The sequence below is a fragment of the Streptomyces sp. NPDC058664 genome (assembly GCF_042716635.1).
GTDB lineage: Bacteria > Actinomycetota > Actinomycetes > Streptomycetales > Streptomycetaceae > Streptomyces.
Genome location: NZ_JBHXRW010000050.1, coordinates 16,783 through 31,520, shown reverse-complemented (window position 1 = coordinate 31,520; position 14,738 = coordinate 16,783). Strand labels below are relative to the sequence as shown.

At 73.1% G+C, this 14,738-nt stretch carries 16 protein-coding genes; 10 read left to right on the top strand and 6 right to left on the bottom strand.

Annotated features, from left to right (window positions below; genetic code table 11):
• Nucleotides 1-31 precede the first annotated feature (31 nt).
• Nucleotides 32-1,672 (top strand): DNA repair helicase XPB, encoded by a 1,641-nt coding sequence (locus tag ACFWUY_RS31155; RefSeq protein ID WP_384117464.1) that lies wholly within the window; start codon nt 32-34, stop codon nt 1,670-1,672.
• 9 nt (nt 1,673-1,681) lie between these two features.
• Here the strand turns inward: ACFWUY_RS31155 and ACFWUY_RS31150 are convergent, their stop codons facing one another.
• Nucleotides 1,682-2,020, bottom strand: coding sequence for a hypothetical protein (locus tag ACFWUY_RS31150; RefSeq protein WP_384117461.1), 339 nt, complete (start codon nt 2,018-2,020; stop codon nt 1,682-1,684).
• A 49-nt stretch (nt 2,021-2,069) separates the two neighbouring features.
• Nucleotides 2,070-2,258, bottom strand: coding sequence for a hypothetical protein (locus ACFWUY_RS31145; protein ID WP_384117458.1), 189 nt, complete (start codon nt 2,256-2,258; stop codon nt 2,070-2,072).
• A 251-nt stretch (nt 2,259-2,509) separates the two neighbouring features.
• On the opposite strand from ACFWUY_RS31145, the gene ACFWUY_RS31140 reads away from it, so the two are divergent.
• Together ACFWUY_RS31140 and ACFWUY_RS31135 are read left to right on the top strand one after the other, a co-directional pair.
• Complete coding sequence (locus ACFWUY_RS31140; protein ID WP_384117455.1) at nt 2,510-4,570, top strand: HelD family protein; 2,061 nt, start codon at nt 2,510-2,512, stop codon at nt 4,568-4,570.
• A gap of 84 nt (nt 4,571-4,654) precedes the next feature.
• A complete protein-coding gene (locus ACFWUY_RS31135; protein ID WP_384117452.1) occupies nt 4,655-5,227 on the top strand; it encodes a dihydrofolate reductase family protein in 573 nt (190 codons plus the stop codon).
• A 5-nt stretch (nt 5,228-5,232) separates the two neighbouring features.
• Here ACFWUY_RS31135 and ACFWUY_RS31130 read toward each other — a convergent pair whose 3' ends face one another.
• From ACFWUY_RS31130 to ACFWUY_RS31120, 3 genes are all read right to left on the bottom strand, one after another.
• The gene (locus ACFWUY_RS31130) at nt 5,233-6,138 is read right to left on the bottom strand and encodes an aminoglycoside phosphotransferase family protein (protein ID WP_384117449.1); all 906 of its coding nucleotides are present in this window, start codon (nt 6,136-6,138) and stop codon (nt 5,233-5,235) included.
• A gap of 209 nt (nt 6,139-6,347) precedes the next feature.
• Entirely contained in the window at nt 6,348-7,037 is a 690-nt protein-coding gene (locus tag ACFWUY_RS31125) for a copper homeostasis protein CutC (protein ID WP_384117446.1), read from the bottom strand.
• Nucleotides 7,038-7,088: 51 nt separating this feature from the next.
• Nucleotides 7,089-8,066, bottom strand: a complete 978-nt coding sequence (locus tag ACFWUY_RS31120; RefSeq protein WP_384117443.1) for a hypothetical protein — start codon at nt 8,064-8,066, stop codon at nt 7,089-7,091.
• Between the two features lie 182 nt (nt 8,067-8,248).
• Here ACFWUY_RS31120 and ACFWUY_RS31115 point away from each other — a divergent pair, with 182 nt between their 5' ends.
• The 3 genes from ACFWUY_RS31115 (at nt 8,249) to ACFWUY_RS31105 (ending at nt 11,375) form a co-directional block, all read left to right on the top strand.
• The gene (locus ACFWUY_RS31115) at nt 8,249-8,533 is read left to right on the top strand and encodes a cation transporter (RefSeq protein WP_384117524.1); all 285 of its coding nucleotides are present in this window, start codon (nt 8,249-8,251) and stop codon (nt 8,531-8,533) included.
• 247 nt (nt 8,534-8,780) lie between these two features.
• Complete coding sequence (locus tag ACFWUY_RS31110; protein WP_384117441.1) at nt 8,781-11,048, top strand: heavy metal translocating P-type ATPase; 2,268 nt, start codon at nt 8,781-8,783, stop codon at nt 11,046-11,048.
• Nucleotides 11,049-11,093: 45 nt separating this feature from the next.
• Complete coding sequence (locus ACFWUY_RS31105) at nt 11,094-11,375, top strand: metal-sensitive transcriptional regulator (protein ID WP_384117436.1); 282 nt, start codon at nt 11,094-11,096, stop codon at nt 11,373-11,375.
• A 54-nt stretch (nt 11,376-11,429) separates the two neighbouring features.
• On the opposite strand, the gene ACFWUY_RS31100 is transcribed toward ACFWUY_RS31105, so the two are convergent.
• On the bottom strand, nt 11,430-11,585 hold the full coding sequence (locus ACFWUY_RS31100) for a hypothetical protein (protein ID WP_384117434.1): 156 nt from the start codon (nt 11,583-11,585) through the stop codon (nt 11,430-11,432).
• An 83-nt stretch (nt 11,586-11,668) separates the two neighbouring features.
• Between ACFWUY_RS31100 and ACFWUY_RS31095 the strand changes: the two genes are divergently transcribed.
• The 4 genes from ACFWUY_RS31095 to ACFWUY_RS31080 all read left to right on the top strand — a co-directional run bounded on the left by ACFWUY_RS31095 (nt 11,669) and on the right by ACFWUY_RS31080 (nt 14,718).
• Entirely contained in the window at nt 11,669-12,058 is a 390-nt protein-coding gene (locus tag ACFWUY_RS31095; protein ID WP_384117431.1) for a BlaI/MecI/CopY family transcriptional regulator, read from the top strand.
• Nucleotides 12,055-12,966 carry a M56 family metallopeptidase gene (locus tag ACFWUY_RS31090; protein ID WP_384117428.1) on the top strand — a complete coding sequence of 304 codons (912 nt, stop codon included), beginning with the start codon at nt 12,055-12,057 and terminating at the stop codon, nt 12,964-12,966. The genes ACFWUY_RS31095 and ACFWUY_RS31090 overlap by 4 nt, the downstream gene beginning before the upstream one ends.
• A 185-nt stretch (nt 12,967-13,151) precedes the next feature.
• Nucleotides 13,152-13,595, top strand: coding sequence for a GNAT family N-acetyltransferase (locus tag ACFWUY_RS31085; RefSeq protein ID WP_384117425.1), 444 nt, complete (start codon nt 13,152-13,154; stop codon nt 13,593-13,595).
• 229 nt (nt 13,596-13,824) lie between these two features.
• Nucleotides 13,825-14,718: an SAM-dependent methyltransferase gene (locus tag ACFWUY_RS31080; RefSeq protein ID WP_384117421.1), complete on the top strand. Its 894-nt coding sequence runs from the start codon at nt 13,825-13,827 to the stop codon at nt 14,716-14,718.
• Nucleotides 14,719-14,738 lie beyond the last annotated feature (20 nt).

The following is a 14,738-nucleotide window of genomic DNA, read 5'->3' as shown; positions in this document are numbered from 1 at the left end:
ACGGCCGGGTGCCGGAAGGACCTGATCACACGTGAGTGGACCGCTCATCGTCCAAAGCGACAAGACCCTGCTCCTCGAGGTCGACCACGAGCTCGCCGACGCCTGTCGGCGGGCCATCGCGCCGTTCGCGGAGCTGGAGCGGGCCCCGGAGCACATCCACACGTACCGGCTGACGCCGCTCGGCCTGTGGAACGCGCGGGCCGCCGGGCACGACGCCGAGCAGGTCGTCGACGCGCTCGTCGAGTACTCCCGCTATCCCGTACCGCACGCGCTGCTCGTCGACATCGCCGAGACGATGGCCCGGTACGGGCGGCTCACGCTGTCCAAGCACCCCACCCACGGGCTCGTCCTGACCAGCACCGACCGGCCCGTCCTGGAGGAGATCCTGCGGTCGCGGAAGGTGCAGCCGCTGGTCGGGGAGCGGATCGACGCCGACACCGTCGCCGTGCACCCCTCCGAGCGCGGGCAGATCAAGCAGACGCTGCTCAAGCTGGGCTGGCCGGCCGAGGACCTCGCCGGGTACGTCGACGGCGAGGCGCACCGGATCGACCTCGCCGAGGACGGCTGGGCCCTGCGCCCGTACCAGAAGCAGGCCGTCGAGGGGTTCTGGCACGGCGGTTCCGGGGTGGTCGTACTGCCCTGCGGCGCGGGGAAGACGCTGGTCGGGGCGGGGGCCATGGCACAGGCCAAGGCGACCACGCTCATTCTCGTGACCAACACCGTCTCGGCCCGGCAGTGGAAGAGCGAGCTGGTGAAGCGGACCTCGCTGACCGAGGACGAGATCGGCGAGTACAGCGGTACGAAGAAGGAGATCCGGCCGGTCACCATCGCCACCTACCAGGTGCTCACGACCAGGCGGAAGGGCGTCTACCCGCACCTGGAGCTCTTCGACTCCCGCGACTGGGGCCTCATCGTCTACGACGAGGTGCACCTGCTGCCCGCGCCCGTCTTCAAGTTCACCGCCGACCTGCAGGCCCGTCGGCGGCTCGGCCTCACCGCGACCCTCGTGCGCGAGGACGGACGCGAGTCCGACGTGTTCTCGCTGATCGGGCCCAAGCGGTTCGACGCGCCGTGGAAGGAGATCGAGGCGCAGGGGTACATCGCGCCCGCCGACTGCGTCGAGGTCCGGGTGAACCTGACCGACTCGGAGCGGCTCGCGTACGCGACCGCCGAGGCCGAGGAGAAGTACCGCTTCTGCGCGACGACGGCGACGAAGCGGAAGGTCACCGAGGCCCTGGTGAAGAGGTTCGAGGGGCAGCAGATCCTCGTCATCGGGCAGTACATCGACCAGCTCGACGAGCTCGGCGAGCACCTGGACGCCCCCGTCATCAAGGGCGAGACGTCGAACGCGCAGCGGGAGAAGCTCTTCGACGCGTTCCGCACCGGCGAGATCAGTGTGCTCGTGGTGTCGAAGGTCGCGAACTTCTCCATCGACCTGCCGGAGGCGACCGTCGCGATCCAGGTGTCGGGCACGTTCGGCTCCCGGCAGGAGGAGGCGCAGCGCCTCGGCCGGGTGTTGCGGCCGAAGGCCGACGGGCACCAGGCGCACTTCTACTCGGTGGTCGCCCGGGACACCATCGACCAGGACTTCGCGGCGCACCGCCAGCGGTTCCTGGCCGAGCAGGGGTACGCGTACCGGATCGTGGACGCGGACGAGCTGCTGGCGCCGTGACCTGGGCTTTCAGTCCAGCAGGGCGAGGAGCGGGCCGGCTGCCCCCAGGCAGTACTGGGCGGTGACGAGTGCGCGGCGGGGTGCCACCAGGGCCGCCACGCCCGCGACGGCGCCGAGGGCCGGGGACCAGAAGCCGGCCGTGATGAAGACGCCGCCCGAGCCGTCGCCCTCGATGGCGTCACCGAGGGTGATCATGGCGGTGAGCACCAGGCAGGCGAGGAGGAAGAGCAGCCCGCAGGCGGCGGCGAGGCGCAGCCCGAAGGTGTACGGGGCGGTCGGGGCGGTCCCGTCCGGGGCCGGGGCGGTCGGGGCGGTCCCGTCCGGGGTCGGGGTGGGCGTCGTCGTCATGTCCTGATCCCATCAGGTGCGGCGGCGGCACCGGCAGGCGTTCTCGTACTCAGTCGGGGCCGGGGGCGTACTCAGGGCGCGGGTTCCTGACCCCGGCCTCCGGCGGGCCGTAGTCGCCGAGGAGGACGACTCCGGCCGCCGCGCCGCCGAAGGCGCGGATCGCGCGGAACGCCGTGCTCAGCGGGCGGACGCGGGGACGGGGGATCGTGGTCACGGAGGTGAACGTCGTCGCGGTCATACCTCCATGATGGAATCCGGACATTCCGAACACATCGCTCTCGGGGGTGACCCGGGGCCCGGCCCGGCTCCGACGTGAGGCGGACCCCGTCCCCTACGGGGTGGACATGGGGGGAATCCGTTCGCGGCCGTCCCCGCACAGGAGTTACACTCGCCAGCTTCCCCGCCTCCCTCCGTGGAGAGCCGCCGCCCGGCCGGAAACCGGCGGCCACCTCGTCGTGTCCGCGTATCCACCTGCCCGGAGGCTTCACCGTGTCCGCTCCCGTGTCCGTGTCCGCGCCCGTTTCCGACGATCCGCTCGCGCGCGAGCGCGCCCATCTGGCCTCGTCCCGCGCCGCCCTGCGCGCGATGCGCGAGGACGTCGAGGCGCTCGACATCACGAACGTCACGGCGAACTGGGTCAACTCGGTCGTCCTCGGGCGGCAGATCGAGGACCGGATCAAGGCGCTCGCCGACCTCTCCCACACCCCCCTGTTCTTCGGGCGGCTCGACTACCTCCACACCACGCAGGAGGGGCAGCGCTTCTACATCGGGCGGCGGCACGTCCACGACGCCGTCGGCGACCCGATGGTCATCGACTGGCGCGCGCCGGTCTCCCAGCCGTACTACCAGGCGTCGAAGAAGGACCCGCAGGACGTCGGGCTCCGCCGCCGCTTCGGGTACACGGGCGGGGAACTCACCGCGTACGAGGACGAGCACCTGTCCGACCCGGAGGAGCTGGAGCGGACGAGCCGGCTGCTCCAGGCGGAGATCGAGCGGCCCCGCGTCGGCCCGATGCGGGACATCGTCGCCACGATCCAGCCGGAACAGGACGGGATCGTCCGCTCCGACCTGTCCGGGACCGTGTGCGTGCAGGGAGGCCCCGGCACCGGCAAGACCGCCGTGGGCCTGCACCGCGTCGCCTACCTCCTCTACGCGCACCGGGAGCGGCTCGCCCGCACCGGCACCCTGGTCATCGGGCCGAACCGTTCCTTCCTCCACTACATCGAGCAGGTCCTCCCCGCGCTCGGCGAACTGGAGGTCAGGCAGGCGACGGTCGACGACCTCGTCGCGCACGTCGAGGTGCGGGGGACGGACGAGGCGGCGACGGCGGTCGTCAAGGGCGACGCCCGGCTGGCGGAGGTGCTGCGCCGGGCGGTGCGTTCGCACATCGCGCTGCCGAAGGAGTCCCTGATGGTGGTGCGCGGCTCGCGCCGCTGGCGGGTGCCCGCGTACGAACTGGAGGAGATGGTCCGGGAGTTGATGGACCGAGACATCCGGTACGGGGCCGCCCGCGATGCGCTGCCGCAGCGCATCGCGCACGCCGTCCTCGTCCGGATGGAGCAGGCGGGCGAGGCGCCCGACGACCGGGTGCAGAACGCGGTCGCGCGGAACCCGGCGGTGAAGGCGGTCGTGAAGGAGTGCTGGCCCCCGGTGGAACCCGAGAAGCTGGTGCTCCGGCTGCTCGGGGACCCGGAGTTCCTCGCGGAGCACGCCGAGGGGCTGCTCACCGAGGACGAGCAGAAGCTGCTGCTGTGGACGAAGCCGGCGCGGAGCGTGAAGACGGCGAAGTGGTCGGCGGCGGACGCGGTCCTCATCGACGAGGCGCGGGACCTGGTGGAGCGGACGCACTCGCTCGGGCACGTGGTCCTCGACGAGGCGCAGGACCTGTCCCCGATGCAGTACCGGGCGGTGGGACGGCGCTGCACGACCGGTTCGGCGACGATCCTCGGCGACCTGGCGCAGGGCACCACCCCGTGGGCGACGGCGAGCTGGGCGGAGGCCCTCGGACACCTGGGGAAGCCGGAGGCGGTGGTGGAGGAGCTGACCGCCGGTTTCCGTGTGCCGCGCGAGGTGATCGCGTACGCCTCACGGCTGCTTCCGCACATGTCGCCGGGGCTCGCGGCGGTCGAGTCGGTCCGGGAGAACCCCGGTTCGCTCGCCGTACGCCCCACGGGCCCGGACACGCTCGACGCGGACGTGGTCGCGGCCTGCGCCGAGGCCCTCGCCCACGAGGGTTCCGTCGGCCTGATCGCGGCGGACGCGCGGATCGCCCCGCTGGCGGAGGCGCTGGCGGCCGCCGGTCTCGCACACCTCTCCCCCGGCGAGGAGACGACGGCCGAGTCCCGGCTCACCCTCGTCCCGGCGACGCTCGCGAAGGGCCTGGAGTACGACTACGTGGTCCTGGACGAACCGGCGGCGGTCGTCGACGGCGAACCGGACGAACGCACGGGCCTGCGCCGCCTGTACGTGGCCCTGACCCGGGCGGTGTCCGGGCTGACGATCGTCCACTCGGCTCCGGTCCCGAGCCAGCTGGCATCGGTGTGCACGTGACCGATGAGTTTCGCCGGCGCGTCCGGTCCTAGGTGATAGTTGCTACTGCTGAACACCAGTCATGAACCTCACGGGAGAACCCAGATGCGCACCCTGATCAGTTCCGCCTTCGTCTCGCTCGACGGCGTCGTGGAGGCCCCGGGCGGGGAGTCCGACTACCGGAACGCGGGGTGGACCTTCAAGGACATCGAGTTCCTTCCCGAGGCGTACGCCGTCAAGGGCCGGGAGCAGGAGGAGGCCGGGGCGATGCTGCTCGGCCGGGCCAGCTACGAGGCCTTCAGCGCGGTGTGGCCGGACATGGAGGACTTCGCCCTCTACAAGGCGATGCCGAAGTACGTGGTGTCCACGACCCTCACCGAGGACGACCTGGTCGACAACTGGGGCGAGACCACGATCCTGCGCTCCCTGGACGAGGTCGCCGCGCTGAAGGAGACCGAGGGCGGGCCGATCATCATGCACGGCAGCGCGAGCCTCAACCGGGCCCTCTCGGACGCCGGCCTGATCGACCGGTACCACCTGCTCGTCTTCCCGCTGCTGCTCGGCGCGGGCAAGCGGCTGTTCAGCGGCACGGACAAGGACGCGCAGAAGCTGAAGCTCGTCGAGCACGAGGCGTACGCCAACGGCATCCAGCTGAACGTCTTCGACGTCGTCCGCTGACCCCGTCAGATCGTGGCGTACTCCGCGAGGGCCTCGGTGCGGGTGCGACGGGCGACGGCGGCGAGCACCGGGTTCGTGTCGCGGTAGTAGTCCTCGGTCACCAGGCCCCAGGCCAGGGCCCAGCCCCGCCCGCGCTCCCAGGTCGCGTCGTCGGCCCGCGCGGCCTCGCGGAACAGCGGCCGGGTGCCGGCGGTGAGCAGGGTCCAGGCGGGCATCATGTCGCAGGCCGGGTCGCCGGTGCCGAGGCCGCCGAAGTCGATGACGGCACTGAGCCGGCCGTCGCGGCCGAGCAGGTTGCCCGGCAGCAGGTCGCCGTGGACCCAGACGGGTGCGCCGTCCCACCGCGGGAGCCGCAGGACGGTCTCCCAGGCCGCGGTGGCCAGTTCGGCGTCGACGTCGCCGCGGGCCGCGAGGCCGCGGACCGCGTCCGGCAGGTTGCCGTCCTCCCAGTCGGTGACCGGGCCGCCCCGGAAGGAGGCGGGCCCGCCGCTCGCGTCGACGGCGCGCAGGGCGGCGCCGAAGCGGCCGAGTGCGACGGCCGCGTGGGCGAGGTCGGTGAGCGGCGCGTCGTACGCGTCGGCGCCGTCGAGCCAGCGGTAGACGGACCAGGGCAGCGGGAAGTCGGCGCTCGCCCCGGCCCGCCCGACGGGGGCGGGGACGTCGAGCGGCAGGTGCGGGGCGAGCAGGGGCAGCCAGCGCTGCTCCTTCTCGACGTGGCGCGCCGCGTACGGGACGCGGGGCAGCCGTACGACGAGGTCGTCGCCGAGCCGGAACATCGCGTTGTCCGTACCGGCGGAGGCCACGGCCCGCACCGGGAGGCCGGCCCACTCGGGGAACCGCCCGGCGACGAGCCGTTCGACGAGCTCGGTGTCGATGTCGAGTTCGCCGGGTTGCATGGGGGTGGCTGCCATGCGGGGCAGGCTAGCGACAGCGGCGGACCGGGGGCCACGCGTTTTCGCCGCGACGCCGGGTGCCGCTCGGCGCCAGGTCAGTGAGGCCGGGCCCATAGGACCGAGTTTCGCGTGACGCCGGGCCCGTACGGCCGGGTTCGCGCGGACCCGAGCCCGCGCGGCCCAGGCCCGTACGACCAGGTCCGTGCGGCGCCGCCGGAAAGCGGTGGCTACGCGTCGACCGCCTCGCGCCAGGTCCGTACCGCGTCCGCCGAGACCGGGGCCGTCCAGCCCTGCGGGCGGGCCGCGCCGCCGATGTGGAAGGCGTCGAGGCCCGCCGCGCGGAGTTCGGGGAGGTGGTCGAGGCGGAGGCCGCCGCCGACGAGGATCCGGGCCTCGTAACCGGGTTCACCGGTGCGGGCGGCCTCGGCCTTGAGGGTGGCGATGCCGTCGTCGACGCCGGTGGGGGCGCCGGCCGTGAGGTAGGTGTCGAGGCCGGGCAGGTCGGCGAGCCGCTTGCGGAGCCCGTCGCGGTCGGCGGCGCGGTCGATCGCCCGGTGGAAGGTCCAGCGGCAGCCGTCGAGGACGGCGATGAGCCGCTCGACGGCCACCAGGTCGGGCTCGCCGTCCGGAGTGAGGAAACCGAGGACGAACTCGTCGGCGCCCGCCTCGCGGAGTTCGAGGGCCCTCCCCACCAGGGCGTCGACGTCACCGGCCGCGAATCCGTCGGTGAGGCGGAGCATCACGCGCAGCGGGATGTCGACGGCGGCGCGGATGGCGGCGAAGCCGGTCCGGGACGGGGTGAGCCCGTCCGCCGCCATGTCGGTGACGAGTTCGAGCCGGTCGGCGCCGCCGGTCTGGGCGGCGACCGCGTCCTGCTCGTCGAGGGCGATCACCTCAAGGACTGCACGGTTGCTCATCGAGCCCATTCCTCCATGAATGACGGCTACAGGTCTAGTCCAATGGCCAGCCTAGCCGTGCGAATGCCCTCCCGCACCGTGCGTGGCCTCATCGGCCGCGGGAAGGGGCTTCCCGGTTCCGCCCGCGGTGACCGTGAAGGCCGCCGTCCTGACCTTGCCCTCGTGCTGGAAGTCGAGGAACAGACGGTACGCGCCGGGGCTGGGTGCCGTCGCCGTGAAGGAGACGTCCGGGCCGGGGCCGCCCTCGTTCGGGTGCACGTGGAGGTAGGCGAGGTCGCCGGAGCGGAGGGCGACGAGGTGTCCGTACGCGCCGAGGTACGGCTCCAGGTCGGTGACCGGCTTTCCGCCCTTGGTGACGGTGAGCCGGAGCTCACCCGCCCTGCCCGGGTTCAGGGTGCCGCCGAGCCGGACCTGGTAGCCGTCGACGGTCGCGGTCCGGTTCGCGGCGGGCAGGGGCTTCGGCGCGTACGCGCCGGGGACCGCGAGGTCGGCGCCGAGCGTGATGCCCTTCGCCCCGGGCGCGGCGGGCCTGAAGTCCGCGAAGGCCTTGTAGCCGCCGGCGGCGGGGAGGTCGACGGGGGTCGTCCAGGTGCCGTCCGCGGCCTTCACGGGGTGCAGGTGCCGGAAGGTGCCGAGGTCGCGCGAGGCGACGATGAAGTGCAGCTCCTTGCCGTGCTCGGTGGTGAAGGCGGTGACCTTCCTGCCGGCCGCGTCCTTGATGGAGAACTTCAGGACGCTCCTGCCGGTGGTGGGCGTCGGGGTCTCCATGGCCAGCGTGTAGCCCTCCTGGGAGATCTGGAGGCCGCCGGGGAGGTCCGCGGCGGGGGTGCCGGTGGTGGCGCCCTCCTCGTGGCCGGCGTGGCCGTCGGCCGCCGCGCTCCCCGAAGGGGCGGGCGCGGTCGCGTGGTCGCCGTGCTCGGCCTTCTTCGGCTCCTCGACGGGGCCGACCCCCTTGCCGACCCCGTACGCGGTCCCGAAGGTCGCGGCGAGCGCGGCGGCAAAGGCAGTGATCTTCACTCCGGTGTTCATGGCTGCTCTCCCGTACGTGGGTGGCGTGGGTAACCGTTCACTGCACCTCACCATACCCCTAGGGGGTATCAAGTCAAGTCGGAGGACTACTTGCGTGTGATACCACCGGGGGGTATATATGGACCCACGACCGAATACCCCCCGAGGGTATCGGTGAAGTGGAACCGACCGAGGAGGAAGCCATGGGCTCCTGCTGCACCCCCGACAACAGCTGCTCGACCACGGAGACCACCGCCGTCGCGGTCGCCGACAGCACCGTCACGGTCTACGCCGTCTCCGGCATGACCTGCGGCCACTGCAAGACCGCGGTCACCAAGTCCGTCGGCGCGCTCGACGGCGTCATCTCCGTGGACGTCGACGTCGCCGGCGGCCTGGTGACCGTGACCACGGGCGGCGAGCCCGACGACGCCGCGATCGCCGCGGCCGTCGACGACGCGGGCTACGAGCTCACCGGCCGCCACGCCTGATCAAGACACCACCTCGGCCGCCGGGGCCCGCCCGCCAAGCCCGGGCCCCGGCCCCCGAACCCTGACCCGAGCCACCTCGGCGCGGCCGCCGCTACCGGCGAGTGGGCCGAAGGGACGCGGCCGGGGGAACAGGGACGAGCGCGCGGAGCCTCCCGAGGAACGGGGGAGGCGAGCACGGTCGGCCCTGCGAGCCCGGCCTGAGCGCCCCGGAGGCGAACCGAGCCCTCAAAAGAGGAGAGCAGACCTCATGACAACGACGACACCGGGCACGGCCCAGGTCGAGCTCGCCATCGGCGGCATGACCTGCGCCTCGTGCGCGGCCCGCATCGAGAAGAAGCTCAACCGCATGGACGGGGTCGAGGCCACCGTCAACTACGCCACCGAGAAGGCGAAGGTCACCTTCGGCGCCGACATCGACGTCGCCGACCTCATCGCCACCGTCGAGGCCACCGGCTACACCGCCGCCGAGCCCGCGCCCCCGAAGAGCGAGACCCCCGGCGGCCAGGACGGCCCCTCCGACGAGGAGAAGGCCGACGAGGAGCTGCGGCCCCTCAAGCAGCGGCTGGTCACCGCCGTGGCGCTCGCCGTCCCTGTCATCGCGATGGCGATGGTCCCGGCGCTGCAGATCGAGTACTGGCAGTGGCTGAGCCTCACGCTCGCCGCGCCGGTCGTCGTGTACGCGGCCTGGCCGTTCCACCGGGCCGCCTGGACGAACGCCAAGCACGGCGCGGCGACGATGGACACGCTGATCTCGGTCGGCACGATCGCCGCGTTCCTCTGGTCGCTGTGGGCGCTGTTCTTCGGTACGGCCGGTACGCCGGGGATGACCCACCCGTTCGAGTTCACCATCGCCCGCGGTGACGGCGCCGGGAACATCTACCTGGAGGCCGCGGCCGGCGTCACCGCCTTCATCCTGGCCGGCCGCTACTTCGAGGCCCGTTCGAAGCGCAAGGCGGGCGCCGCGCTCAAGGCGCTGATGCAGCTGGGCGCCAAGGAGGTCACCGTCCTGCGGGGCGGCCGCGAGGTCACCGTACCCACCGCCGAACTCGCCGTCGGGGACCGCTTCCTGGTCCGCCCCGGCGAGAAGATCGCCACCGACGGCACCGTCGTCGAGGGCTCGTCCGCCGTCGACGCCTCCATGCTGACCGGCGAGTCCGTCCCGGTCGAGGTCTCCGTCGGCGACTCCGTCACCGGCGCCACCCTGAACGCCGGCGGCCGGCTCGTCGTCGAGGCCACCCGCGTCGGCGCCGACACCCAGCTCGCCCGGATGGCGAAGCTCGTCGAGGACGCGCAGAACGGCAAGGCCGCCGCGCAGCGCCTCGCCGACAGGATCTCCGCCGTCTTCGTGCCGATCGTCATCGCGCTCGCGCTCGGCACCCTCGGCTTCTGGCTCGGCACCGGGCAGGGACTCACCGCCGCGTTCACCGCCGCCGTCGCCGTCCTGATCATCGCCTGCCCCTGCGCCCTGGGCCTCGCCACCCCGACCGCCCTCATGGTCGGCACGGGCCGCGGCGCCCAGCTCGGCATCCTCATCAAGGGCCCCGAGGTCCTGGAGACCACCCGCAAGGTCGACACGATCGTCCTCGACAAGACCGGCACCGTGACCACCGGCCGGATGACCCTCATCAAGGTCCACACCGCCGCCGGCACGGACGAGACCGACGTGCTGCGGCTCGCGGGCGCCCTGGAGCACTCCTCGGAGCACCCCATCGCGCAGGCCGTCGCCATCGGCGCCGCGGCCAGGGTGGGCACGCTGCCGACGCCCGAGGACTTCGCCAACATCCCCGGTCTCGGCGTGCAGGGCGTCGTCGAGGGCCACGCCGTCCTCGTCGGCCGCGAGAAGCTGCTCGACGAGTGGGCGATGGAGCTGCCGAAGTCGCTGAAGTCCGCCAAGGACGCGGCGGAGACGGCCGGCAGGACCGCCATCGCGGTCGCCTGGGACGGGGAGGCCCGTGCGGTCCTGGAGGTCGCCGACGCCGTCAAGGAGACCAGCCCCGAGGCCATCAGGCGGCTGCGGGCGCTCGGGCTGACCCCGATCCTGCTGACCGGTGACAACAAGGCGGTCGCGGAGTCCGTCGCCGCCGAGGTCGGCATCGACGAGGTCATCGCGGAGGTCATGCCGCAGGACAAGGTCGACGTCGTCAAGAGGCTGCAGGCGGAGGGCCGTTCGGTCGCGATGGTCGGGGACGGTGTCAACGACGCCGCCGCGCTCGCCCAGGCCGATCTGGGTCTTGCGATGGGGACGGGCACGGACGCCGCCATCGAGGCCGGCGACCTGACGCTCGTCCGCGGGGACCTGCGGGCCGCGGCCGACGCGATCCGGCTCTCCCGCAGGACGCTCGGCACGATCCGCTCGAACCTCTTCTGGGCCTTCGCCTACAACGTGGCGGCCCTGCCGCTCGCCGCGGCCGGACTGCTCAACCCGATGATCGCGGGCGCGGCCATGGCCTTCTCCTCGGTCTTCGTGGTCGGCAACAGCCTGCGCCTGCGGGGCTTCCAGGCCGCCGACCGCTGACCGCCGACGACCCGCCCTTCCCCGCCAATCTCCGAGGAGCCCGCCGTGGCCGGTTACGGACCGCACAAGGAAGACATCATCAGACGCCTGCGGCGCATCGAGGGCCAGGTCAGGGGGGTGCAGCGGATGGTCGACGAGGACGTCTACTGCATCGACGTCCTCACCCAGGTCTCCGCCATCAACGCGGCGCTCCAGTCCTGCGCGGTGGCCCTGCTCGACGAGCACCTGAGCTGCTGCGTCACGGAGGCCATCGCCCAGGGCGGGGACCGGGCGAAGGAGAAGGTGGGCGAGGCGTCCAAGGCCATCGCCCGGCTCATCCGGACGTAGGGCGCCTGTGACGGAGTCGGACCGAAGGGCCCCGCGAGGGGCCCTTCGGCGGTGTCAACCGCCCTTGGGCGACGGGCAGTCGGCGGACAGGGTGAGGCTCAGCCGGAGACAGAGGCCGAGCAGCCGGCAGAGGAGCACCAGCTCCACCGATCCGGCCGGGCCGGAGTCGCAGGCCTTCGCGCAGGGGCCGTTCTTCATGAGGGTCGACATCCCGCCAGCGTACCCCTGGGGGGTATACTTCGGCAGGGTGACCGGCCCGTACGATGAGCCGCCCACAGGGGGAGGGGACGCACGTGCGCAGGCTGGGAGAGCTGGAGGCCGAGATCATGGACCGGCTGTGGGCCTGGCAGCGGCCCGCCACGGTCCGCGAGATCGTCGACGACATCAACCGGGGACGCCGGGTCGCCTACACGACCGTGATGACGGTGGCGGACATCCTGCACCGCAAGGGCTGGCTCCGCCGGGAGAAGGCCGGCCGTGCCTGGCTGTACGAACCCGTCCGCAGCCGCGAGGAGTACACCGCGGGACTCATGCGGGACGCCCTCGGCGACAGCCAGGACCGCCCCGCCGCCCTGCTGCGGTTCGTCGAGGTCATCTCGGACGAGGACGTGGACGCCCTCGACGCGGCCCTGCGCGCCGCCCGCGGCGACCAGGACCCGCGGCCCGGCGGGAGCGGCGTGTGAACCACCACGTCCTCGTGCCGCTCGGACTGGTCGCGCTGACCGGTTTCCTCCTGCCGTTACTGGTGGCCAGGGCGCGCTGGGCGCAGCAGGTGCCCCGGCTCGCGCTCGGCGTGTGGGCCGCGTGCGGCGCCGTCTTCGCGGTCGCGTCCGCCCTGCTGCCCGCGCAGATGGTCCTGGCGAGCGAGAGCAGCCACCGTCTCGCGGACATGATGCTCACGCTCCGGCCGCCCGCCCCCGCCCAGCTCCTCGCCCTCGACGGGCGCGAGCGGTTCGCCCTGTCGCTCTCCCTCGCCTACCTCTCGGTGCCCGCCGCCGCGTACGCCCGCCGGCTGTTCGGGGCCCGGCGGGCGCGGCTGCGGCACGCGGGGGTGCTGCGGCTCGTGGGGCGGTACGACCCCGCGCTGCGGGCCACCGTCCTCGACGACGAACGCCCCGCCGTGTACTGCCTGCCCGGCCGCTCGCGCCGGGTCGTCGTCTCCTCGGGCGCGGTCCACACCCTGACCCCGGCCCAGCTGGCGGCGGCGCTCGCGCACGAGCGGGCGCACATCACGGGGCGGCACCATCTGCTCGTCGCGGCGACGGAGGCCTTCGCGGCCGTCTTCCCGTTCCTCCCGCTGGCGCGGCACGGCGGGGCGGCCGTACCGCTGCTGCTCGAAATGGCCGCGGACGACCGGGCGTTGCGCCGGTGCACGCGGGACGCGCTGGCCACGGCGCTGTACGCGCTGGCGTCGGGTCGGGCCCCCCGGTCCGCGTTCGCCGCGGGCGGTCCTTCGGCGGCGCTGCGGATGCGGCGCATCCTCACCCCGTACAGCGCGGGGCACCCCGCTCTCCGGGGGCTGCTGACGATCGCGGCGGCGGGGCTCGCGATGACCCCCCTGATCATCGCCTGCTGTTCGTTCCCCGGTTAATTGACCCGCCTCGCCGCCCGCCCCGCCGAACCGCCTTATTTACTAAGCGAATTCGTAGATTTCGCATCGGTCACGGACAACTGAATTCACCGCTATCGTGGGTATGTTGGGGGATCTGGCTCGGCACGTCGAAGGGTACAAAACCAATGCAGCTGGCTGGCGTTCGGACGGCCGCGGCCGGCGATGTGACGACGATATCCAGGCTGCTCGCCGACGTCATTCGGAGCAGCTACGCCGGAATCCTCGACGAAATCCCGATGCGGCGGCTCATCTCCGCCCAATGCGCGCTCCCCCGCATACGAGCGGAAATTGAAATTCCGGGAGGAGCCCCCGGCTGGCTCGGCTGGCTCGTCGCGACCGACGCGGACGGCACGGTCGTCGGCGTCGCCGCGGGCGGCGTCCCGGTCCCGGGCGAGGGCGAGGTGTACGCCCTGGCCGTCGCGCCCGCCTCCCGCCGCCGGGGCGTGGGTACGGCCCTGCTCACCGCGGCCACGGACCGGATGCGGAACTACGGCGCCCGGGCCCAGCGCGTGGAACTCCCGGCGGAGCGGGATCCGGCGGAGCCGTTCTACACCCACCTGGGCTTCGGCCCCCTGACCCCCACGCGGTGGAGCAGAAGCCTCCCGTAGCGGTACCAGGGCCTCCCGCGGCGACACCGCGGCCTCCCGCGGCGGCACCGGGAGCCTCCCGCAGCGGCGCCCGCGGTGCCGTGGCAGATCCACGCCATCGCGTGTTCACGCAGCCCGATCCGGTGGATCGGGGCTCCCCCACCAGGTCAGGATGGGTCCAGCGGCGCGGTCCCGGCGGCACGGGTACCTCGTCCGGACGGCATGGACCGAGCGAGTTCCTGGAGGAGCGATGCACACACCGAGCGGCACTTCCCTGCCCGTCGTGCCCGCAGCGCTCGCGCCGGTCCTGCCGTCCCGGTACGGCCGGGAGCGGGAGTCCGCCCCCGGGGCCGGCGTCCGGGTCACCTCGGACACCCTCCCCGGGCTCGAATCCGTCTCCCCCGCCGACGAGGGCTCCGTCTGGCTGCACGACGCCCTGCTCGGCCCGCACAGCGCGGACATCGTCCGGTACCTCAGCCTCGCCCGCTCCACCGGCGGACCCGTCCTGGACCTCGGCTCCGGCGCCGGGCGGCTCGCCGTCCCGTTCGCCCGGCACGGCTTCGCCGTGGAAGCCGTGGACCGGGACGCCCCGGCCCTCGAGCGCCTCGACGGCTGGGCCCGCCGGATCGGTCCGCAGGTGGCCGGGCTCGTCGTCACCCACCGGACGGACCTCACCGAACTCCGCCTCGACGGCAGCTACCGGCTCGCGCTGCTCGCGGGCGCGATGGTCACCGCCGTACCCCCGGCGCGGCGGCCCGAGCTGCTGCGGGAGGTCGCCTCCCACCTGGAGACGGGCGGGGCGCTCGCCCTCGACTACACCGCGCACCAGCTGCCCGGGCTGATCGCGGAGCCCCGGCGGACCTGGGCCTTCCAGGTGCCCCGCTTCGACGGCATCGACGAGTGGGTGGTGGCCCGGCAGGTCTTCGACCTGCCGTCGATGAGCGAGCGGATCACGTACTACACGGCGCGGACCGGCAAGCTCTCCACGGAGCGGGTCGTGCTGACCACCGACAAGTGGATCGTGGAGCCCGAGCGGCTCGCCGCCGAGCTGCACGCGGCGGGCCTGCACATCGAGGGCCGGCGGCGGCACCGCATCGACGAGCGCACCGAGTCCGTCCTGCTCGTGTGCAGGACGGACGGCTGACGGGCGGACGGGTGACCGAC

Bases quoted from the DNA above. Each gene is read 5' to 3' on its own strand.
- ACFWUY_RS31080 (WP_384117421.1), top strand. From the start codon at position 13,825: ATGCACACACCGAGCGGCACTTCCCTGCCCGTCGTGCCCGCAGCGCTC.
- ACFWUY_RS31125 (WP_384117446.1), bottom strand. From the start codon at position 7,037: ATGAGCAACCGTGCAGTCCTTGAGGTGATCGCCCTCGACGAGCAGGAC.
- ACFWUY_RS31130 (WP_384117449.1), bottom strand. From the start codon at position 6,138: ATGGCAGCCACCCCCATGCAACCCGGCGAACTCGACATCGACACCGAG.
- ACFWUY_RS31110 (WP_384117441.1), top strand. From the start codon at position 8,781: ATGACAACGACGACACCGGGCACGGCCCAGGTCGAGCTCGCCATCGGC.
- ACFWUY_RS31135 (WP_384117452.1), top strand. From the start codon at position 4,655: ATGCGCACCCTGATCAGTTCCGCCTTCGTCTCGCTCGACGGCGTCGTG.
- ACFWUY_RS31150 (WP_384117461.1), bottom strand. From the start codon at position 2,020: ATGACGACGACGCCCACCCCGACCCCGGACGGGACCGCCCCGACCGCC.
- ACFWUY_RS31115 (WP_384117524.1), top strand. From the start codon at position 8,249: ATGGGCTCCTGCTGCACCCCCGACAACAGCTGCTCGACCACGGAGACC.
- ACFWUY_RS31145 (WP_384117458.1), bottom strand. From the start codon at position 2,258: ATGACCGCGACGACGTTCACCTCCGTGACCACGATCCCCCGTCCCCGC.
- ACFWUY_RS31100 (WP_384117434.1), bottom strand. From the start codon at position 11,585: ATGTCGACCCTCATGAAGAACGGCCCCTGCGCGAAGGCCTGCGACTCC.
- ACFWUY_RS31120 (WP_384117443.1), bottom strand. From the start codon at position 8,066: ATGAACACCGGAGTGAAGATCACTGCCTTTGCCGCCGCGCTCGCCGCG.